The sequence below is a fragment of the Caballeronia sp. INML1 genome (genome assembly GCF_023631085.1).
Lineage (GTDB): Bacteria > Pseudomonadota > Gammaproteobacteria > Burkholderiales > Burkholderiaceae > Caballeronia > Caballeronia turbans.
In genome coordinates this window covers 69562-90609 of record NZ_JALQDT010000063.1, presented here as the reverse complement: position 1 = coordinate 90609, position 21048 = coordinate 69562, and the positions used below count along the sequence as shown (strand labels likewise).

Here is a 21048-nt window from a genome sequence, read left to right as displayed (position 1 = left end):
GAGCGTTCGAGAAGCGTTCGTTGAAAACATCGCGGCCTGCGCGCGGCAGACAGAACCATGCGCGCCAGCCGGATGACGCCATGAATTCTATTCCTTCCAAAAACCTTGCTTGATGCGTTCCAGGCAATCGGCGACGACGGTTCCATCGACGGGCTTGCTGAGAAAACACACCGCGCCGCCGTCGAGCGCCTGACGGCGCGCGGCATCGGACGCGAACGCGGTGATGAACATGATCGGCACGCCCGCTTTCAGTTCGCGCAGGCGCTGCTGAAGTTGAAGGCCGGACATGCCGGGCATGTTGAGATCGGTGATGATGCACGCGAGGCCCTCGAGTGGATCGGCGTCGAGGAACGACTCCGCCGACGGATACAGGCTGACCTCCCAGCCGAGCGAGCGCAACAGGCTGGAGGAGGCGACGCGGACGGATTCGTCATCGTCGATCACGGAAACTCTGGAAGGCGATTGCAAGGGCGTTGTCCTGGACCGTGCGTGAATATCGGCGGGCATGGGACGGGTCCACCGCCTCGATGGAACTCATCTTACGCACGCGGCAACGGCCGCGAAATCATATGTACGTATAGCTTGAGGCCTCCGCTTTCATCCAGGCATTCGTCGGACGATACCGGCGCGCAGGGCGTGTCGAGCGCGTTACGCGCGAACCCCGTATAGTCCCGTTCTGCCACTCCGGGAACCCACATGTCGACTCCAACATCGAGCGCGCTCGACGGCGGCAAGCACGTCGAGCTCACGCGCGGACTGATCGCGCTCTTCGCGTTCTGCTGCGGCGCGATCGTCGCGAACCTGTACTATGCGCAGCCGATCACCGAGCTGATCGCGCCCGATCTGCACATGGCGGGCGGCACGGCGAGCCTGATCGTGTCGCTTACGCAGATAGGCTATGCGCTCGGTCTGTTTTTCATCGTGCCGCTCGGCGATCTGCTCGAAAACCGCAAGCTCATGATCGCGACCGCGCTCGTGTCGATCGCGAGCCTCACGGCGGCCACGTTCACGCACACGCCCGGCTGGTTTCTCGTGATCTCGCTCTTGATCGGCTTTTCGTCGGTGGCGGTGCAGATCTTGATTCCGCTCGCGGCGCATCTCGCGCCGGACGAATCGCGCGGCAAGGTGGTCGGCACCATCATGAGCGGACTGTTGCTCGGCATTCTGCTGTCGCGGCCGATATCGAGCCTCGTCGCGGGCCACTTCGGCTGGCGCGCGATGTTCGGCGCGGCCGCCGTGCTGATGATCGGCATCACGACCGTGCTCGCGCTGACGATCCCGCGCCGCCAGCCGAGCCATCAGGCGACGTACTTCGAATTGATCGGCTCGCTCGGCCACCTCGTGCGCACGATGCCGGTGCTGCGTCATCGCTCGCTGTATCAGGCGCTGATGTTCGCGTCGTTCAGCCTCTTCTGGACCGGCATTCCTGTCGAACTGACGCGGCACTACGGGCTCACGCAGACGGCTATCGGCATCTTCGCGCTCATCGGCGCGACGGGTGCGACGTCCGCGCCCATCGCCGGGCGTCTCGCGGACGCGGGCCACACGGTGCGCGCGACCTTCATCGCGCTGATTCTCGCGGCGCTCGCGTATCTGCCGATCGTGATACATCCGGCATGGGGCATCGGCGCGCTCGTCGTGACGGGCATCGTGCTCGATTTCGCCGTGCAGATGAACATGGTGCTCGGCCAGCGTGAAATCTACGCGCTGCACGCCGCGAGCCGCAACCGCCTGAACGCCATATACATGACGAGCATCTTCGTGGGCGGTGCTTTCGGCTCGGCGTTCGCAAGCCCGCTGTACGAGCGCGGCGGCTGGATGCTCGTCGCGACCGTCGCCACGGTGTTTCCGCTCATCGCGCTGGCGCATTTCATCCTGATCGGCCGGCGTCATTCGGCCCGAACCTATACACAAGGATAGGCGGCCCTGTATCCACGGCTGATGGCGCGAAGCGCTTCGCGAACGTATCTTCATTCCATCGTTGACATGATCGGAATCGGAGGCGAAGCGGATATGGACAAGCTCTTCAGCATTCGGGTGTTCTCACGCGTCGCCGAAACCGGCAGCTTCAGCGGCGTCGCGAAAGATATGGATTGCAGCGTGGGCATCGTGTCGCGGGCAATCGCCTCGCTCGAAGACGGCCTGCACACGCGGCTCCTGCAGCGCACGACGCGCCGCGTGTCGCTCACCGACAGCGGCGAGCGCTACTACCGCAAATGCAGGAAGATCCTCGCCGACATCGACGCCGCCGACGCCGAAGCGAGCGATGCCGCCATGATCCCGCGCGGCCGCCTGCGCGTGCACGCGGCGCCCGATCTGGGCCTCGCGCAGTTGATGTCGACGATCGTCGAATACCGGCGCGCGCATCCGCAAGTGACGGTCGATCTGAAGCTGCTGGCGGGCATGCCGGACCTCGTGCAGGAACAATTCGACGTATCGGTGCTGTCGGCCGCCTCGCTGCCCGATTCGGGCAACGCGTACCGCATCGTCGGGCGCTTTCAGCGTGTGCTGGTCGCGGCGCCGGCGTATCTCGGGCGACACGCGGTGGAGTCCATCTCCGATCTGCCGATGCACGCGCTTACGCGCATCAACGCGCCGTTCGCGCATCCGTGCGACTGGCATGCGGAACTCGCCTCCGGGGTCACCGCCAGCATCGACCAGATCGTGGTCAACGACGCCGGGGCGATTCGCGTCGCGCTTCTGGCAGGCGCGGGCGTCGGCGCGATGCCGCATTACTTCGTCGCCGACGACATCAGGGACGGCCGGCTCGTGCGCCTCTTTCCCGACTATCCGCTGATGAGCGCGAGCGTATATGCGGTGTATCCGTCGCGTCAGCACGTGGACGCGAAGATCAGGACGTTCGTGGATTTTCTGGCGACGTCGCTGAAGGACAAGTTCGATGCGGCGCCGTCGGCAAGCGCGCCGCATGTCATGGCTCAGGAAGTCATGGCTTAGGAATGCGGATGCGGCTGATCATCAACGAGCCGGAAATCGCGTAGATCAGCACGAGCGGATGCAGCGTGAAACCGCCGACGCGCCACGTGCCGAGCCACATGCTCTCGCCGATCGCGCCGGACCATGCGCCGATGGTCAGCAGCAGCACGATCACGAAGGACGTGGGAATCGGTGTGCCTTCGAAATGGGTGACCTTGCCGCCGCCGCCCGACATCTCTTCGGTCGTCACGTTGTAGCGCGCGAGACGCGACACGCCGCACGCGACGAAGTACGCCAGAACGATGCGGTCGTACAGCCCGCGCATGCCGAAGCCATAGCCGATGATCGCCGGCGCGACGCCGAAGGAGATCACATCGGCGAGCGAATCCAGTTCCTTGCCGAGCAGCGACGCCTTCTGACGCCAGCGCGCGATGCGGCCATCGAGCACGTCGAAGACGAGCGCGGCGAACACGAGCGCGCAGGCGAGATAGATATGCAGCACGTCGGAATCGTCGAGATAGGACATCGACGAGAACAGCGCGCCCGTGCCGCACACCGCGTTACCCAGCGTGAACCAGTCGGCCAGGTGGAAATCGCGGATCATCGAGAATCGTTTCATTCGTTTCTGTCTTCGTGACGTTCGGCGGCACCGACGACCAGCGCCGCAAGGCTGTCAAGTCTATCATCGCGCCCTCTTTGCAAAGCACTCCGCATGCCCGCAAACCTGTACGCGAACGTACAGGTTTGCGTTATACTGCGGCATCGATCTGCCCCTCCGGTGCCGTCATGTCCGCGACCAAGCCCGCGCTCCTCACCATCCGCGACGCCGCCGTGCGCCTGCAAGTCACGCCGCGCACGCTCAAGTATTACGAAGAGCGTGGCCTCGTCACGCCCTCACGCAGCGAAGGCCGGTACCGGCTCTACAGCGAGCAGGACCTGGAACTGTTCGCGCGCATCCTGCGGCTGCGTTCGCTCGGATTCTCGCTGCAGGGCATCGTCGAGATGCTGAAACGGCCGATGGAAACGCAAGGCGAAGGCCGTACCGGCTATTCGGCTTCGTCGCTGCGGGAGATCGAGCAGGCGCTGTCGCAGCAGATCGAATCGGTCGATGCGCGCATCGCCGCCGTGCGCCGCGAACTGAAGGAAGCGCAGGCGGTGCGCAGCGAACTCGCCAGCGACCTCGATTATTTGCGGCGCAGAATCGCGGGCGAAAGCAAGGAAGTGCTGCTGGAAGAACGCCTGGCCGCGCGCAAGCGGCGCAAGACGCAGCGCGCCGAGGATGCGGGCGAATGACGCAAGCGCCATATCGGCAGACAAAGCCGGTCGCGGAACGTTTTCCCGGCGATCTGTTTGCGTGGGCTATCGCGCTCGCCACCGGGCTCGACTACTTCGACAACTCGGTCTTTTCATTCTTCACGAGCTATATCGCGGGCGGCGTCAATGCATCGTCCGATGAACTCGTGTGGGCGTCGAGCGCGTATGCGGTAGCGTCCGTGCTCGGCATCCTGCAGCAGCAATGGTGGATCGAACGGCTCGGCAATCGGCGCTATATCGCGGGATGCCTGTTTCTGTTCGCGGCGGGTGCGGTGGCGGCGACGCTATCCGAATCGGCCATCGAGCTGGCGCTCGCGCGCGGCTTTCAGGGCTACTTCATCGGCCCGATGATGAGCGCCGCGCGCATCCTCATTCAGACGCGCTTTACGCAAGAGACGCGCCCCGCCGCGACGCGCCGCTTTCTCAACATGATCCTGCTCGGCACTGCGCTCGCTCCCTTGTGCGGCGGCTATCTGGTCGCATCGCTCGGCTGGCGCGCGCTCTTCTCGTGCACCGCGTTCGCGGGCGTCGCGCTCGGCATGCTGGCGTTCGTCGCGGTGCCGTCCACGGGCCGCGTACATCCCGAGGCGCGCGGCGAAGCGCACTTCTGGCCGTACATCATCTTCGCGTTTGCGCAGGGCGCGCTGCAGATCGTCATGCAGCAAGTGCGTTTCGAGCTTTTCAGCACGTCGCCCGAGCTCATCGTGCTGACTGTTGCCGGGCTGCTGTCGCTCGGCTGGTTCATATGGCATCAGTGGCATCATCCGAAGCCGCTGTTGCGGCTGCATGCGCTGCGTGAAAAGACGTTTCAGGTGGGCATCGTGCTGTACATCGCGTTCTATTACATCAACAACGCGATGAGCTTTCTGGTGTCGCGCCTGCTCGAAGGCGGGCTCGGCTATCCGGTCGAAAACGCGGGGCGGCTCGTCGGCTTCACGTCGATGGTCTCGCTCGGCATGGCCGTCGTCTATTTCCGCTACGCGTCGCGCATCAGGCACAAGAAGTGGATGATCATGGCCGGCTTTCTGCTGGCCGCGTTCATCGGCACATGGATGATCGGCTTGCCGCCCGACGTGAGCATGCCATGGCTCATCGCGCCGATGGTCCTGCGCGGCATGCTGCTGCTCTTCATCGCGCTGCCGGTCGCGAACCTGACATTCCGTGTGTTCGCGGTCGAGGAGTACAGCCACGGTTATCGTTTCAAGAACATCGTCAAGCAACTGACGTATTCGTTCTCGACGGCGACCATCATCATTCTCGAACAGCATCGCGTCGCGCTGCATCAGACGCGGCTCGTAGAAACGGTCAACCCGTATGACCCGACGTTTCAGGGCGTATATCAGAGCCTGCTCGGCGCGTTCGAGCGCATGGGCCACAGCGCATCCGAAGCGAAGAGCCTCGCGCTCGTCGAGATCGGCCGCATCGTCACGCAGCAGGCGAACTTCCTCAGTTCGCTGGATGGCTTCTATTACATCATCGGCGTCGCACTGTGCGCGAGCGTGATCGCCGCATGGCAGAAGCGAATCGACTGATCCGTCTCAGAGCACATAAAAAGTGGACACACTCAGCAGCATGCGGATGTTCGCCCGCGTAGCCGAAGAAGGCAGTTTCACCGCCGCCGCGCAACGCATGAATATATCGACGGCCGCGACCTCGCGGGCCATCGCCGCGCTCGAAGCGCATCTGAATACGCGGCTCCTGCATCGGAGCACACGGCGCGTGATCCTCACCGAGGCGGGCAAGCGCTATCTGCAGCGCTGCGAGCAGATACTCGCGTGCGTCGACGTGGCCGAAGCCGAAGCCGCCGATGCACAGTTGCGCCCTTCCGGGCACTTGCGCATTCATGCATCGACGAGCCTCGGGCAGTCGTATGTCGTGCCCGCCATCGTGCGCTATCGGGAACGTCATCCGGCGGTGTCCGTCGATCTGACGCTGTCGCAGCACACGCCCGATATCATCGACGAAGGCTACGATCTCACCGTGCAGGCGAGCATCGCCGAGTTGCCGGATTCGAGCCTCGTCGCGCAGCGCCTCGGCACGGTGCATAGTGTGCTGTGCGCGTCGCCGGCGTACTTGCGCGGGCACGGCGAGCCGCGCACGCTTGCGGAGTTGTCGCGTCATCCGTGTCATCAACTCGTCTCGCCGCTCTTTCCGCGCGATGTCTGGACCTTCGAAGGCCCGAAGGGCACGGAGACCTTCGCGCTTGCGAAGACGAACTTCGGCGTAAATGTCGCGGGCGCGCTGGCGGTCGCGCTGCGCGAGGGCGTGGGCATCGGCGCGCTGCCGATGTCGACGGCGAGCAAGCTGCTCGAAAGCGGCGCGCTCGTGCGCGTGCTGCCTGACTATCGATTGCAGGCGCTCACGCTTTACGCGCTGTATCCGTCGCGGCAGTATCTCAATGCGAAGGTCAGGACGTTCGTCGAGTTCGTCAAGGACGTGGTTCCGCGGATACTGGAGAGCGATGCCGCTCATATCGATGCGCCGCGGGAGAGCTGACATTACAGCCTGAAGTTTTCCTTGATCGTGGCGATGAGCACGTCGATCGCGTCGCTTGCACGGCCGGTGCCATCCCGCATCAAAACGACTTCGTGATCGCCGATATGCGGAAGCATGTCCAGCACTCGCATATCTTCGCTGACGCGCGCGCGGTCGAGCAGCGTCACGGCAAGCCCCGACTCGACGCAGGTCTTGATGACCTGGCTCGACGCACTGTCGAGCACGACGCGCCATTTGCGCCCGGCACGCTCGAGCGCAGTCGTCATTGCCACACGATAGGGGCACGGCTCGCCGTATAACGCCAATGGAAGCGGGCGGTCCTCGGCCAGCACGAAGGTCGAACTCCCGACCCAGACCGGCGTGGTCATCGTCAGGACATCCGCCGGTCTGCTCGCTTTGACGGGTTGAACCAATAACGCGACGTCGAGCTTGCCGCGCGTCACCCAGTCCCGAAGCTTGAGGCTCGGTGCGGTTTTCACTTCCAGCACCACATTGGGCCAGCTGACCGCGAAGCCCGGAAGAATATCCCGGACGATATGCGCGGCATACTCGTCCGGCACGCCGAGCACGACGCGTCCCGCGAGCGTTTTTCCCTGAATTTCCCGCAGCACGCGGTCATGCGCGCTCAACAGCTCGCTCGTACCTGCAAGCAGCCGTTTGCCGAGCGCGGTCAGCGTGACGGACTGGTTGTCCCGGTCGAGCAGCCTGCCACCGGCGATGGCTTCGAGGCGCTGGATATGAATGCTGACCGCAGCCGGGCTTCTATGCACATGCTCGGCCGCCGAGCGAAATTTGCCGAGCCGGGCCACCGCATGAAAGGTGCGCAAGAGTTCGATATCGAGGACCGATTCCATGATGGTTCAACCGTATTGAACGACCTCATCAGTATATTTTGATTTTCTAATCGCCGATCGCAGACTACGCTGGACGCATGACAAAAGTTTCGCGACCCGGCCTTGCCTCGAATCCGCCTGCCATTGATGCGCTACGCCTGCCTTTGCCGGCATTGGAAGCGCTGATGGTCGTCGCGTGGAGTTCGGGCTTCGTCGGGATGCGATTTTCCACGGACTACGCGCCGATGTTTCTCGTCGTGCTGTGGCGTTGTGCGGTCATTTCGATCTGCCTGCTTCCCTTTGTCTTGCGGGAAATAATCGGCGCGCCGCCATCCGTGGTGGCGCGGCAGGCTGCAATCGGCTTGTTCGCGTTGGCAGGCTATATCGCAGGCGTTGGGAAGGGGATCGAGCTCGGCGTATCAGCGGGTCTTTGCGCGCTGATTGCCAATCTTCTGCCGGTTGGCACGGTCGTCATTTCATCCCTGGTTCTCAGGGAGCGCAACTCGGGCCGGACATGGGCGGGCATGGCGCTCGGGCTGGCCGGGGCAATCATGGTCAGTCATGACGCGTTGACCCTCGGCTCCGCTCCTCGTTGGGCATACGCCTTGCCGGTCGCGGGCATGATGTCGCTGGCGGTGGCCACGGTCTGGCAGCAACGGACCGCCTCTCGCACCGGCTCGCTGAGTCTCTTGTGTACTCTCTGGATACACTGCGTCGTGTCATGCCTCGTGTTCTTCTGTCTGCAGCGTTCGCAAGGGAGCGTGATGCCGATCGCGACCACCGGCTTCGCCGCCAGCGTTTGCTGGACGGCGGTCATCTCGACACTTGGTGGTTACGGGCTGTACTGGGTATGCCTGCGGCGGTCGTCGCCCGCACGCGTGTCGAGCGTCCTGTTCCTGAGTCCTTCGGTCACTTTCGTATGGGCGTGGGCACTATTCGGAGAGCCGCTCTCCTGGCCGATGCTCGGCGGAACGATAGTCTCCGGCCTGGGGATCGTCGTGATGACTCGACGGCCGCGCGACGGCCGCGCGGCTCGACAACTCTGAAGCCGCCAACTTTCCGCGCGGCCTCGACGCAATAACCGCTTCGGGCCGCACGTCAATCCGCCGATGGCTCGCACTCGCTGACGAAGGAAGATTTGGCGGCCGGCCGCTCCAGTGCGGCAAGGCGTTGCAGCGCTAACAGACCGAGCACGGCGAGCCCGCATCCCAACGTGAAGTCGGCGCTTACCCCGGCATGGTCGACAATCGAACCGCCCACTGCGGACCCGGCGGCGATGGCGACCTGAATGATGCTGACGAACATCGCCGAGCCCGCTTCGGGCATGTCCGCCGTGCCGTGCTGAATCCATACGCTGAAGCAGAGCGGCAGCGCGCCGAAGGCGACGCCCCAGAGCAGCATCCCTGCTGCTTCACCTACGATCGAATGGTCGAGCACCAGCATCGACGATATGGCGATCAGCAAGAGCAAGATCATCGCCGCGACGGACTTTTTCAGGTGGTTCGCAACCGCCATCGACATCAGCGCATTCGAAAAGAATCCCACCAGGCCGAATCCGAACAGCAGCAGCGTAATACCGCGCACGGAGAAATCCTGCTCCAGCAGCGGCGCGATGTAGGTGTATGTCGAGAAATGCGCTCCGAACACGAGCGCGACCATCAGCAGACTCCACCGGGTTTGCGGACGCCGAAGCAATGTTTTGAAATCGGAAACGCGCAGCGCCGACGCAGACGGCAGCGACGGCACGAGGAGCGCCTGTGCCGCAAGGGCGAGCGCCACGAGTCCCGCGGTCGCGGCGAACGAGGCTCGCCACGACGCGAACGAAGCGATGAACGTGCCGAGCGGCACGCCGATGACCGTTGCACACGTGACGCCCGTCAGAATGGTAGCGGTGGCCTTTGCGGCATCCTTCGGTTCGACGAGTCGGGGCGCAGCGGCCGTCGCCAAGGTCCAGAATCCACCCAGCGCGGCGCCGAGCAAGGCGCGGCCAGCGAGGAGAACCGGGAAACTCGTAGCGATTGCGCACAAAACGTTGGAGATCAAGAGCACTGCCGTCAACAGCAGAAATACGAAACGGCGGTCCATGCGTCCAGCACCGGCAATCAGCGCCGGCGCGAATATGGCGGCCATGATTCCAGGCATCGTCACCATCAAACCGGCAACGCCAGGCTTGACGCCGAGGTCGTGCGCAATCTGACTCAGAAGCCCGACCGGCAAGAACTCGGCCGTGACGAAGGCGAATGCGCTGACAGCGACCGCGACCACGGAAAGCCATTGGCGCAACGATGTGGTCCTTCCATATGGCGACGCTGATGTCGCAGGCGTATCAATTTGCATAATGACGAATCCGAGATTGAGCCTGCCACTCTATGCGGACTCCGGCGCGGGAAAAAGCATTGCGCCCTGAACAGACAAGCCGACGTGGACGAACAATCCCCGTATCGTGGTGCAAGAGCGTCGGCTGGAACCTCGGGGCGCAGTCGCGGCTCGCGACCTTGCATATCTGACTCCGTATGTGTCGTTGCTTCTCGCCGTACCGACCGACTCGCCCGGAAACGCTTGCAGGAGCGCCCGTGGCGAAGCCGGGCAGCTTGGGAGTACTCTAACGTTGCTGGACCTACATCTTTGGACGGAGACAGCACAATGCGCACCGCTTCAGAAGCAACGTCCGGCCTTGAAGGGCACACGCCCGAGTCGCTGCAAACGCTCGCCTCATACCTGGAAATATCTCTGGAAAAGGGTAAGTGCGTGGTCATGATGCGCCGCGATAAAGACATTTTCGCGGTGTACATCGGCAATCCCGCGGACGAGGACGTCAAATTGACGAGCCAGGGCACGGTTGCGACGGCGGTAGCAGAGGAAATACTTGAACTGACCCAGGTCGGGTTGAATCGGATGACAGTCGGCGATCAGACGTATCGCTTCTTTCGAAGCTTTACGCACGTCTCCGACGCTGGCGCGGTGGTATTTGCGCCGACCTAGGCTGTCATAGACGCGGCCCGTTATATTCACCGTGCTTATCCAGCGCGACGAATTTGCATTCGCGGCGCGCCGCAACGCATGGATCGCCGAGGAGAGTATGCATTTCTCAAAGAGACGATCGAGCCCGCGCCGGTCCTGGATTTCGCCGCACGCAAAGGAACGCGTGAACGAACGATGTTCCCTCTCGACAACCGCCCTTCGCACCATGATCGACGCAGGTCGATGCATCTGGCTCGGCGGAACTTCGGCGAACAGGGGCCTGAACCTCATCTACAGCAAAGCGGATGATTGCTGTTTCGTCGTCGTGCAAGACACGGGCAACCATGCTGTCGTGACGGTTCTACCGCTCTGGATGTGGAACAACGGCACGTTGCTGGAGAGTTCATCGCAGGCGGAAGAAGCGCGAAGGTTGGCGCTCGAACCACAGCCGCCTCGGCGGGACGGAAAGCGAATGAGACGTCAACCGCAACGCCCGGGCGGATTGTTCGGGCGTCGACGATGACGCTCGATCAGTCACAGCCTGCGGATCGGAGTCAGTCATCCTGCTTTCGCTCCCTCTTCTTGCGCACGAGACTCACCTGCCCGTTGCGCTCGAGTATCGCCGAATGCACTTCTTCGAGATCGAGCGTATGAAGTTCCTGTCTCGCGGTCTCGAATACGTCGGTTTTCGTGATAAGTGCGGCCGACATCTGATTTTCGTTGAATCGGCCATCCTTGAAGACTTCTCGTTCCACGCCGACCACGAGCGACTCCAGTCGGGGCGAATGAATGCAAGCCCACGCGAGCGCCCGATGTATGAGCACGATGACGAGCGAAGCAACCAGCGTCGGCGCTGCCGGAGAAGCACCGACAATGACGCGGCTCAACGTGGCGCCGAGAAGGATCCCGACCACATAATCGAAAGGAGAACGCTGGCCGAAGGACCGTCGACCAGAGATTCGAATGAAAACAAGTGCCGCGAAAAAAACGACGACCGTTCTGGCCGCCATTTGCAAGGCATCGAGGTCCCTGCCTTCTCCGAATATCGCTACGAGGATGTTCATCGTGTCCTCCGGTAGAGCGAGCAAGCAAGGCCAGAGGTCTGCCCGGCTTGCCGTGGAGACGGTCTTTGTCAGCGTCAGTCAGCCGGGCCGAGATATCCCGGAAGCCCGCGCGCAGCTTTTGTCTTCGCGAGTTCCACGCCTTTCTCGACGAGCGATGCGTACTCGGCATCGCTTTCGGGCGGCGGCAAACGGCTTCGCAAGAAATCGGACCAGCGGAATTCCGCCAGCGGAACAGTTGTCTTTTCATAGCCGCCCGCGTCGCGCACCGACGCCGACAGACTCCGAAATTCATCGTCCATCAGTTCCCACACATGGTCCCGCAATTCGGCGAACGCGACGCGCCTGCTCTGCGCGTCGTAGGGATACGTCCAGCGATTGTTTTCCATCGTCAGCCAGAAGTCGGCTTTGCTTAATGATGTGAGGTCACCCACCAGAACGACGGGCACGCTCTTTATCGCGGCGCGCCACAGCGCGGTCGCAACGTGATGATGGTCGATGACATACGGTGCGCCGCCGGGACCGAGCACGACAGGAACCGGCTTTTCGGCGATGGCCATTTCCAGATCATGGCCCGACAGCGACTCGTAGACTTTCGTCTTGTCGAGGATTTCCCGAAAACCGTGCGTCACCTGTGTGGGACGCAAGAGGTCGATTCTTACTCTCTTCATTTTTGCCTCCCCGCAATACCCGAAACACGCGAAGCCCAATCGTACGAACGAGAATTCAGGCCTCTGACCACCGGGAGCAGAAACCGTGCCGACGCTTTGGTGTAGTAGGCTAATCGTCCGGAGCCGAAATTCCAACACCCCGGTAGTTCTGACTGATCCTGTCGAAGCCCTAACTCGGACGCGTACGCAGCAAACATGGAAAACATAATCAACGCAGTGGATTCCGACGAGGCACTGGCGCGCGACATCGGCGCTGTTGCGCGTATCGGCGCCGTCCCTTCGATGCTGAAGATGATCTGCGAAGAGACCGGGATGGGCTTTGCCGCCGTCGCACGCGTGACCGATGCAACCTGGACCGCGTGCGCCGTACTCGACAAAGTAGGATTCGGCCTCAAGCCGGGCGGACAACTGCAACTTCACTCCACGCTTTGCTTCGAATCTCGCGCCGCGCGGCTGGCGATCGTCATCGACGACTTCACGCAGAGCGAGAAGTATCGCGACCACCATACCCCGGCGATTTACGGCCTGAAAAGCTACATCTCCGTCCCGATCGTATTGCCGGGCGGCGAGTACTTCGGCAATCTCTGCGCGATCGACGCGAGCCCGGCGGCCGTCTCGGATCCGAAAATCGTTCGTATGTTCGAGGTCTTCGCCAATCTGATCGGCATGCAGTTGGACAGCGAGCAGAGGCAGCGGTCGACCGAATCGCAATTGCTTCTCGAACGTGAAACGGCCACGTTGCGCGAACAATTCATCGCCGTTCTGGGCCACGACTTGCGCAGCCCGTTGTCGGCCGTCAGTGCGACAGCTGAGCTATTGAGCCGCCGCAAAGCGGAGCCCGACATCGAGGCGATCGGACAGCGGCTGAAGCGCTCGGCTTTGAGAATGGCCAGACTCATCGATGACGTGATGGACTTCGCGCGCGGCCGCATGGGTTCCGGCATGGTCGTCGCACTGGCCGACGAAAGCGACCTTGGCGTTCACCTGCGAGCGGTCGTGGACGAACTGTGCATGACGTATCCGTCGAGAGCGGTCGATTGCTCGATCTCCGTGGAGGGGCCGGCTCGCTGCGACCTCGCTCGCCTTCAGCAGCTCATGTCGAATCTGCTCGCGAATGCGCTGACGCACGGTTCGCCAGATGCGCCCGTGGTCGTGCGCGCTATCGTCGAATCCGGGACACTCGTACTTTCGGTGTCGAACGCTGGCGAGCCGATTCCACCGCAGGTGCTCCAGCGCGTATTCGAACCTTACTGGCGGCCGAAAACCAGCGCACCGGGCGGAGGACTGGGCCTGGGACTGTACATCTGCAAGCAGATCGTCGAGGCACATGGCGGCACGCTGGAAGTGTGCTCGTCGATCGACGACGGTACATGCTTCACCGCGCGTATTCCTTTGTAGGTGAGCAGGCGCTGTTTACCATGCAAGGGGACGCGTTGCGAAAGCGCCTTCGGTGCGCTCGTCGAAATTGTCCTTCTGCACGCCAATCAATCCGATCGTGCGACGCCGGGCTGAATCGACTTCGCGTCCCCGACGATATCGAGATTCCAGTCGCCCTGTTCGTACCAGTCGTCGCCGAGCAGTTCGGCCGGATGCTGCGTGCGGCTCGAACCGTTGCCGCAGCGCAGGGCGTCCGTCGCGCAATAGTGATCGCAACCCCAGCAATTACGCTCGGGATGTTTCGGATTCAGCGGAAAGCGTTTCGACATCGTCTTGATACTCCTTCAATGACGGCCTGCGAGCCGGCGACATCGAGACTAGTACCGAACCCCTTCGCAGCCAATAGGAATGCGACGATCGCTCGCCGCTTCCCTCGAAACACGCCGTTTCGGTTTTCAACATGCCGCCGGCGCGCCTTTCGTCGCGCCCGTGAGCATCAGTGCGATGAGATCGCGCACGCTGCGGATCGCCACGCCGAAAGGCAGCGTCTCGCGTCCACGGAAGAACAGGCCATTGCCGAGATCGCCGCGTGATCGTCTCCGCTAGTCGCGCGCGCCTTGCTTACCGCCCGGCCGGCACACCTGCTTGTCGATCTCGGCGCGCAGCCACTCGCGAAAGAGCGCGACCTGCGGCGCATCGTCCTGGCCGGTCCGCGTGACGAGCCAGTAGGACTGGTGCCCGTCCACCTCGACATCGACGATCGGCACGAGCGTGCCCTGCTGCAACTCGGGCGCGATCATGTGACGATCGGCAATCGTGACGCCGAGGCCGTCGACGGCGGCGCGAATCGCATGATCGAGCAGATCGAACTCGTAGCCGCCGCGCGTATCGACGTTATCGATATTCGCCGCCTTGAGCCAGTGCTGCCAGGTGAGATACCGCTGATCGCTGGCGGCGAGCACGTGCAGCAGCGTGAATTCGTTCAGGTCGATGCCGGATGAATCGCGCTCGCCGAGAAGCGCGGGCGAGCATACGGCGATATGCCGCTCGTTCATCAGCAACTGATTGTCGAGCCCGTCCCACTCGCCATTGCCGAAGCGAATCGCGCAGTCGAGCGCGCCCGATTCGACGAGATCGTCCTTGCGGCGCGTGGTCAGCGAGATTTCGAGGTCCGGCGCGGCCGCGCGCAACGATTGCAGGCGCGGCATCAGCCAGCGGCTCGAAAACGTGGGCGGCGCGTTGATGCGCAGTCGCCTTAAATGCGTTCTTTCCTGAATGCTGCGCACCGTCAGCTCGATGCGGTCGAACGACATTCTGAGCGCCTGCAGCAAGTGCCGCCCCGTCGCCGACAACTCCAGATGATGATGCCGGCGCAACAGCAGCGGCTCGCCGAGTTGCGTTTCGAGCTGGCGCACCTGGCGGCTCACCGCGCTTTGCGTCACATGCAGCATCTCCGCGGCGCGCGTGAAGCTGCCGGTGTGCCCTGCCACTTCAAAGGCCCTCAGCGCGTTCAGGGCCGGCATTTTTCGCTTCAAATCGGTCTCCCTTCCTTGCGTTTGCTGCGTGCATTGAACACGCATCCACGCCGGAATAACGCCGCCATGAAGCGACATTTTACGGATCGAGGCAAATTATGCCGCTTCGGATCAGGCGATCGCGGCAGGCTCCGCCGGCGTCGGGACTTGCCCGACGACCGTTCGCGCGTCGTCCAGAATCATGTCCGCGCCTTTCTCGGCGACCATCATGACCGGCGCATTGAGATTGCCTGACGTGATGTTCGGAAAAATCGACGCATCGACGATCCTCAGCCCCTGCACGCCATGCACGCGCAAGCGCTCGTCGACGACCGCCGTGCGCGCGTCCGGGCCCATCGCGCAGGAACCGCACAGGTGATAGATCGAGCCCGATTGCTCGCGGAAGTACTCCAGCATGTCGGCGTCGCTCTGCACGTCCGGTCCCGGCGAAATCTCTTCCGCGGTGATCGCGCGCAGTGCGGCCGAGCTCATGATCTTGCGCACGAGCTTGCTGCCCTGCACCGCTTCGCGGATGTCCCTCGGCGTCGTCAGCGCGTTGATCCTGATCTTCGCGGCGTCTTCCACGCGGCTGGACGCGATCTCGATCGATCCACGGCTCGTCGGCCGGCACGGGTTGAAGCACAGCAGGAAGCCCGAATACGGTTCGGGTTCGAGCTGCGCCTTGCTGCTCTTCGGAATGCGATACGAGAGCGGATTGAAATAGAGCTGGAGGTTCGGCTGCGCCTCGTCGTCATCGCCCTTGAAGAAGCCGCCCGACTGGTTCACGCTCATCGAAAGCGGCCCCTTGCGCGAGCTCAGATAACGCATGGCGGCCTTGACCTTGCCGAAGAGCGAGCCGAGCTCGTCGTTGAGCGTCTCGACCGTCGCGCGATAGTAGAAGCTCACGCACAAGTGATCCTGCAGATTCCTGCCGACGGCCGGCAATTCATGCACGAGCGCAATGCCGTGCCGCGCGAGCAGCGCGCCGTCGCCGAGACCGGAAAGCTGCATCAGCTTCGGCGAATCGACCGCGCCCGCCGACAGAATCACTTCGCGCTTCGCACGGAATTGCAGCGCTTCGCCGTTGCGCGATGCCATCACGCCCGTGGCACGCTTGCCGTCGAACAGCACGCGGCTCACGCTCACATGGCGCTCCACGCGCAGGTTCTTGCGCCCGAGCACCGGATGCAGATACTCGAAGCTGCTCGACGAACGCTCGCCATTGCGTGCGTTGATGTCGTAGATGGTCGCGCCTTCGTAGTCCTCGCCGTTGATGTCGCCCGTGACGGGAAAACCCGCTTGCCGCGCGCCTTCGAGGAACGTGCCGCAGATGGCATGCGCGCCGTCTTTCATCGACGAAATCCTGATCTTACCGTGCGCGCCGTGATACGGCGTGTCGCCGGCCCAGTGCGATTCGAGGCGGCGGAAATAGGGCAGCACGTCACGGTAGCCCCAGCCCGCGTTGCCCGCGCGCGCCCAGTCGTCGAAATCGTGCGGCTGGCCGCGCACGTAGATCATCGCGTTGATCGAGCCGGAACCGCCCTGCACCTTGCCGCGCGGACAATACAGCGAGCGGTTTTTCAGTTGCGCTTCCGGCTCGCTGTAGTACATCCAGTTGTATTCCGGGTTGTAGTAGGTCTTCGTGAAGCCAACCGGAACCTTGAACCAGAACGAATCGTCCGCGCCGCCCGCTTCGAGCAGCAGCACCGAATGCTCGCCGGACTCGGTGAGGCGATTGGCAAGAATGCAGCCCGCCGATCCGGCGCCCACGATGATGTAATCGAATTCCATGCTCTTCATGCTTTCTGTGCCCTGCGTTCAGCCCTTCGCGGGCGCGAGATCCTTCACGTCGGCGGGCCTGGCCGCCATCTGCAAGTGCAGGCGCTCGCCGGTGTACGGCGTATGCGCCCGCACGACATCCATGTTCAGTTCGACGCCCAAGCCCGGCTCCGTCGACGGAACGATGTAGCCCTCTTCCCAGCGGATCTTCGACTTGAGCACCTCGGCGTGGAAGCCGTCCCATGTGCCGATGCTTTCCTGAATCAGGAAGTTCGGCGAGCACGCGGCGATCTGGATGCTCGCAGCCGCACCGACCGGACCGTTGTAGAGATGCGGCGCGATCTGCGCGTAATGGACCTCGGCGAGGCTCGCGATCTTCTTGGCTTCGAGCAGACCGCCCACCCGCCCGACGTTGAATTGCAGGATCGACGCCGCGCGCGCTTCGAGCAACTTGAAGAACTCGTATTTCGTCGTCAGGCGCTCGCCCGCGGCAATCGGAATACTGGTTTTCGCGGCGACTTGCGCCATCGCGCCTTCCTGCCCCGGCGGAACCGGTTCTTCGAACCACAGCGGATCGAACTTCTCGAGCCGTTGCGCAAGACGAATCGCCGACGACGGCACCATCTGCCCGTGCGTGCCGAACAGCAGATCGGCCTTGCTGCCGACAGCCTCGCGCACCTTGCGGCAGAACGTCTCGCAGCGGTCCATCACTTCGAGCGAAATCTGATGGCCGGAATACGCGGTGTACGGGCCGGCCGGATCGAACTTCACCGCCGTGAAGCCGAGCGCGACGTTATGCGCGGCGCATTCGGCGGCGAGATCGGGATCGTCGTAGTCGTATTCGCCGCGGCTGTTCTTCGGGTATAGATAGGTGTACGAACGCAGGCGCTCGTGCACGCGGCCGCCGAGCAGCTCGTAGACTGGCTTGCCCGCCGCCTTGCCGATGATGTCCCAGCATGCCATTTCGAGGCCGCTGACGACGCCCATCATCGTGAGATCGGGGCGCTGCGTGAAGCCGCTCGAATACGCCTCGCGATAGAAGCGCTCGACATGGTGCGGATCGTGGCCGAGCAGATAGCGTTCGAACACGTCTTCGATGACCGGCGTCATCGCCTTCGGATGGAACGTCGCGGAGTAGATCTCGCCGACGCCCTCGATGCCGCACACGGTGCGCAGCTTCACGAAAATCCAGTACATGCCGCCGACGTGCGGCGGCGGCACCGCGACAATATGCGTTTCAAGTGCGGCGATTTTCATTGTTGCGCTCCCACTTTGTTCAGTCGATGTTTGAAGACGAGGCCGGCCACGCCGCCCAGCGCGGACATGACCGCGATGTAGCCGAAATAGAGCTGATAGCCATGCGCGCCCGGAAAGTTCTGCGTGAGATAGCCGTTGATGAGCGGCAGCACGGCATCGGGCGAATAGCCGATCATCGAAACGAGGCCGATTGCGAGGCCCATCGTTTCGGCGGGCACCTTGCATTGATCGAGCAGCGACCAGTAGAGGCCGCGAATCGCATACGTCATCACGCCGATGAAAAGCACGATCACCGTGATGAGCACGTGACTGCCGATCGTGGGCGCCGCCATCAGCAGGAGCAGCGCGCCGGCCGCCGCGAACAGCGCGAACACGAGCACGGAGGACTTCGAGGAGCGGTCGCCGAGAAAGCCGCCGCCGATGCCGCCGATCGGGCGCATCCACAACTTGGCCGTCGTGATGAAGCCCGCCGCGACCACCGACAAGCCGATTTCCTTCTCATGCAGATACGCGGAGAAGCTGTACGTCGCCCAGAACACCTGATAGCCGCAGAACACGATGGCCGACAGCAGCCACAATTGCGGATTCTTCAGCAGCACGGCGAGATCGCGGAACACGTTGCGCTTTTCTCGCGCGCCTTGCGCGGGCTGCGCGCCTTGCGGGTCGCGCACGAGGCCGAGCACGACGCCGAGCCCGATGCACAGGAACGCGTACATGTAGACGACGAGCCGGAAGCCCGCGACAGCCGACTCGCCGCGCGTCTGCGTCGTCCAGGCGAAAAGACCGATCGCAAGCGTCGCGAGCAGCGCTTCGATCAGGCCGCGGCCGCCATCGAGAAAGCCGAAGAAGCGGCCTTGCTCGTCGGCGGCGGCGATCATCTGCACGCGCTTGATGATCGCGGCCCAGAACGTGAGACCCGTCGTCAGGCCCCAGCCGCCGAAGATCGCGATCAGCGAGCCGAACGACGGCGCCGTGGAATACCACAGCCCGAGCGCGCCCGTCGCAATCAGCGAAAAGCTGATGAGCACGCGCGGCGCGACGCGATCCGCGAGCCAGCCGCTCGGCAGATAGCAAACGAGGAAGATCGTGCCGAGCGCGGAGTAGAGATAACCCAGTTGCGCTTCGGTGATGTGAAAGACTTCGAGCATCGTCGGCTGATAGACCTGCCGCAGATACAGAATCGGATAGATGGCGCCAGCGGCGATCACGAGCAGCGCGAGCTGGATATAGCGGTCGGCGCGCGTGCTTTCGCGCGGCGCGTTGACGCTTCGGCCGGATTGAGCGGGATTCGATGACACAGGCGTGCTCCTCGAAGGGCAGCGGCGCGCGGCATGTCGATGCCGCGCGGCTGAACCTTCCATATGTTCTTGTTGAGGGTAAAAAGCGGATGCGGCCGGCACCGGCCGCGAGAATCAGTACTTCATGACGACGAGACGCGTCTGCGTGAACTCGAGCATGCCGTGCTTGCCGTCGTCGCCGCCGATGCCGGAGCGCTTCCAGCCGGCGTGGAAGCCCTGATACGGATCGGCGGGCGTGCGGTTGATGTAGAGCTCGCCCGCTTCGATCGCGTTGGCGACCTTCATCGCCGTGCGGTAGTTCTCGGTGTAGAGCACCGACGAGAGGCCGAACTGGTGGTCATTGGCCATCGCGAGTGCTTCGTCGATGCTCGCGTACCCGAGCACCGCGAGCACCGGGCCGAAGGTCTCTTCCTGCACGATCTCCATGTCCTGACGGCAGTTCGAGAGCAGCGTCGGCGGATAGAAGAAGCCCTTGCGATCCGGCACCTCGCCGCCGGTTTCGAGCGTCGCGCCCGCTTCGATCGCGCGGCGGACCATCGCGTGAATGCCGTCGCGCGATGCCTTGTTGACGAGCGGTCCCATGTTGCTCGCGTCCTCGTGACGGTCGCCGATGCGCTTCGCCATCATCTGCTCGCGCAGCAGGCCGACGAACGCGTCGTGAACGCTCTCGTGCACATAGACGCGCTCGATGGCCGTGCAGAGCTGACCGCTATGCGTGAGCTTCGATGCGACGAGTTCGCGCGCGGCCTTTTGCAGATCGGCGTCCGGCTCGACGATCGCGGGCGTCTTGCCGCCGAGTTCCAGCGAAGGCTTCGCGATGTTCGCCTTGCAGTAGTCGAGCACCTTGCGGCCCGCGTTGACACTGCCCGTCAACGTAATCATGCCGACTTTCGGATGCGTGCAGACGGCTTCGGCCGTTGCGTGATCCATCGCGAGAATATTGACCACGCCCGGAGGCAGCGCCGCGCGCTCCACGGCGCGCGCCAGCTCGAACGCCGACAGCGGCGTGTTGTTGCTCGGACGCACGACGACCGTGTTGCCCGCGATCAGCGCTGGGGCGATCTTGCGCATCAGCGTATAGATCGGGAAATTGAACGGAATCAGGCACGCGACGACGCCGATCGGCTCGCGATGCAGCACGAGATTCTCGTTCGGCGTATCGCTCGGAATGACTTCGCCTTCGATACGGCGCGCCCATTCCGCGTGATAGCGCGTGATCTGCGCGGCGTAGACGGCTTCGTTGGTCGCATCGAGCAGGCTCTTGCCGGACTCTGCCGCGAGCGCCGCGCCGATCCCGGCTGAGGCTTCGACGATGGCGTGGGCGAGACGCTGCATGTGCTCGCCGCGCTCGGCGGCGGGCATCACGCGCCACAGACGCTGCGCGCAGGCGGCCTGTTCGACGGCCAGGAGCGCCTGCTCGCGCGGCGCGTCGTGGACGTGCCCCACCACTTCTTCGGTCGCGGGATTCAGGATGGCGGTGACGTGCTCGCTCACGGGCTCGATGAAACGTCCGTTCACAAAATTGCGTTCTGGCTTCATGTCTGGCGGATTCC

General features: G+C 63.2%; 20 protein-coding genes and 1 pseudogene. 8 read left to right on the top strand and 13 right to left on the bottom strand.

Going from position 1 to position 21048, the window contains the following annotated elements; all coding sequences use genetic code 11:
- Positions 1–87: 87 nt before the first annotated feature.
- A complete protein-coding gene (locus tag NCR38_RS25635; RefSeq protein WP_250477777.1) occupies positions 88–468 on the bottom strand; it encodes a response regulator transcription factor in 381 nt (126 codons plus the stop codon).
- Positions 469–696: 228 nt separating this feature from the next.
- Here NCR38_RS25635 and NCR38_RS25630 point away from each other — a divergent pair, with 228 nt between their 5' ends.
- Positions 697–1920, top strand: coding sequence for an MFS transporter (locus NCR38_RS25630; protein ID WP_061116197.1), 1224 nt, complete (start codon positions 697–699; stop codon positions 1918–1920).
- Between the two features lie 66 nt (positions 1921–1986).
- On the top strand, positions 1987–2955 hold the full coding sequence (locus NCR38_RS25625) for a LysR family transcriptional regulator (RefSeq protein WP_250477776.1): 969 nt from the start codon (positions 1987–1989) through the stop codon (positions 2953–2955).
- Here NCR38_RS25625 and pssA read toward each other — a convergent pair.
- The gene (gene pssA / locus NCR38_RS25620; protein ID WP_061116196.1) at positions 2945–3553 is read right to left on the bottom strand and encodes a CDP-diacylglycerol--serine O-phosphatidyltransferase; all 609 of its coding nucleotides are present in this window, start codon (positions 3551–3553) and stop codon (positions 2945–2947) included. The two genes, NCR38_RS25625 and pssA, sit on opposite strands and share 11 nt — an antisense overlap.
- 167 nt (positions 3554–3720) lie before the next feature.
- Between pssA and NCR38_RS25615 the strand changes: the two genes are divergently transcribed.
- Genes NCR38_RS25615 through NCR38_RS25605 form a run of 3 tightly spaced genes read left to right on the top strand, consistent with a single transcriptional unit; the run spans position 3721 to position 6744 of the window.
- Complete coding sequence (locus NCR38_RS25615; protein ID WP_061116195.1) at positions 3721–4227, top strand: MerR family transcriptional regulator; 507 nt, start codon at positions 3721–3723, stop codon at positions 4225–4227.
- Positions 4224–5780 (top strand): MFS transporter, encoded by a 1557-nt coding sequence (locus tag NCR38_RS25610; RefSeq protein WP_061116194.1) that lies wholly within the window; start codon positions 4224–4226, stop codon positions 5778–5780. Before NCR38_RS25615 ends, NCR38_RS25610 begins: the two co-directional genes overlap by 4 nt.
- Positions 5781–5802: 22 nt before the next feature.
- Entirely contained in the window at positions 5803–6744 is a 942-nt protein-coding gene (locus NCR38_RS25605; RefSeq protein WP_061116193.1) for a LysR family transcriptional regulator, read from the top strand.
- Between the two features lie 2 nt (positions 6745–6746).
- Here NCR38_RS25605 and NCR38_RS25600 read toward each other — a convergent pair whose 3' ends face one another.
- Entirely contained in the window at positions 6747–7598 is an 852-nt protein-coding gene (locus NCR38_RS25600; protein ID WP_061116192.1) for a LysR family transcriptional regulator, read from the bottom strand.
- A gap of 77 nt (positions 7599–7675) precedes the next feature.
- Between NCR38_RS25600 and NCR38_RS25595 the strand changes: the two genes are divergently transcribed.
- On the top strand, positions 7676–8623 hold the full coding sequence (locus NCR38_RS25595) for a DMT family transporter (RefSeq protein WP_250477775.1): 948 nt from the start codon (positions 7676–7678) through the stop codon (positions 8621–8623).
- 52 nt (positions 8624–8675) lie between these two features.
- Here the strand turns inward: NCR38_RS25595 and NCR38_RS25590 are convergent, their stop codons facing one another.
- A complete protein-coding gene (locus NCR38_RS25590) occupies positions 8676–9914 on the bottom strand; it encodes an MFS transporter (protein WP_061116190.1) in 1239 nt (412 codons plus the stop codon).
- Between the two features lie 306 nt (positions 9915–10220).
- On the opposite strand from NCR38_RS25590, the gene NCR38_RS25585 reads away from it, so the two are divergent.
- Positions 10221–10559 carry a hypothetical protein gene (locus tag NCR38_RS25585; protein ID WP_061116189.1) on the top strand — a complete coding sequence of 113 codons (339 nt, stop codon included), beginning with the start codon at positions 10221–10223 and terminating at the stop codon, positions 10557–10559.
- Between the two features lie 533 nt (positions 10560–11092).
- Here the strand turns inward: NCR38_RS25585 and NCR38_RS25580 are convergent.
- Together NCR38_RS25580 and NCR38_RS25575 are read right to left on the bottom strand one after the other, a co-directional pair.
- Positions 11093–11602, bottom strand: coding sequence for a DUF421 domain-containing protein (locus tag NCR38_RS25580; RefSeq protein ID WP_061116187.1), 510 nt, complete (start codon positions 11600–11602; stop codon positions 11093–11095).
- 74 nt (positions 11603–11676) lie between these two features.
- Positions 11677–12270: a ParB-like protein gene (locus NCR38_RS25575; protein ID WP_061116186.1), complete on the bottom strand. Its 594-nt coding sequence runs from the start codon at positions 12268–12270 to the stop codon at positions 11677–11679.
- A 195-nt stretch (positions 12271–12465) separates the two neighbouring features.
- Here NCR38_RS25575 and NCR38_RS25570 point away from each other — a divergent pair, with 195 nt between their 5' ends.
- Entirely contained in the window at positions 12466–13668 is a 1203-nt protein-coding gene (locus tag NCR38_RS25570; RefSeq protein WP_250477774.1) for a GAF domain-containing sensor histidine kinase, read from the top strand.
- 86 nt (positions 13669–13754) lie between these two features.
- Here the strand turns inward: NCR38_RS25570 and NCR38_RS25565 are convergent, their stop codons facing one another.
- The 7 genes and pseudogenes from NCR38_RS25565 to aldA form a co-directional block, all read right to left on the bottom strand.
- Complete coding sequence (locus NCR38_RS25565) at positions 13755–13976, bottom strand: DUF3079 domain-containing protein (protein ID WP_061116184.1); 222 nt, start codon at positions 13974–13976, stop codon at positions 13755–13757.
- Positions 13977–14102: 126 nt separating this feature from the next.
- Positions 14103–14237: pseudogene (locus NCR38_RS25560) on the bottom strand (nitronate monooxygenase); the annotation flags it as partial.
- Between the two features lie 12 nt (positions 14238–14249).
- Positions 14250–15170, bottom strand: a complete 921-nt coding sequence (locus NCR38_RS25555) for a LysR substrate-binding domain-containing protein (RefSeq protein ID WP_250477773.1) — start codon at positions 15168–15170, stop codon at positions 14250–14252.
- Positions 15171–15293: 123 nt separating this feature from the next.
- Positions 15294–16952 carry a GMC family oxidoreductase gene (locus NCR38_RS25550; RefSeq protein ID WP_061116503.1) on the bottom strand — a complete coding sequence of 553 codons (1659 nt, stop codon included), beginning with the start codon at positions 16950–16952 and terminating at the stop codon, positions 15294–15296.
- Between the two features lie 27 nt (positions 16953–16979).
- Positions 16980–18197 (bottom strand): mandelate racemase/muconate lactonizing enzyme family protein, encoded by a 1218-nt coding sequence (locus tag NCR38_RS25545; protein WP_250477772.1) that lies wholly within the window; start codon positions 18195–18197, stop codon positions 16980–16982.
- Positions 18194–19495 (bottom strand): nitrate/nitrite transporter, encoded by a 1302-nt coding sequence (locus NCR38_RS25540; RefSeq protein WP_061116181.1) that lies wholly within the window; start codon positions 19493–19495, stop codon positions 18194–18196. The genes NCR38_RS25545 and NCR38_RS25540 overlap by 4 nt, the downstream gene beginning before the upstream one ends.
- Positions 19496–19609: 114 nt before the next feature.
- Positions 19610–21034: an aldehyde dehydrogenase gene (gene aldA, locus NCR38_RS25535; protein ID WP_061116180.1), complete on the bottom strand. Its 1425-nt coding sequence runs from the start codon at positions 21032–21034 to the stop codon at positions 19610–19612.
- Between the last annotated feature and the right edge of the window lie 14 nt (positions 21035–21048).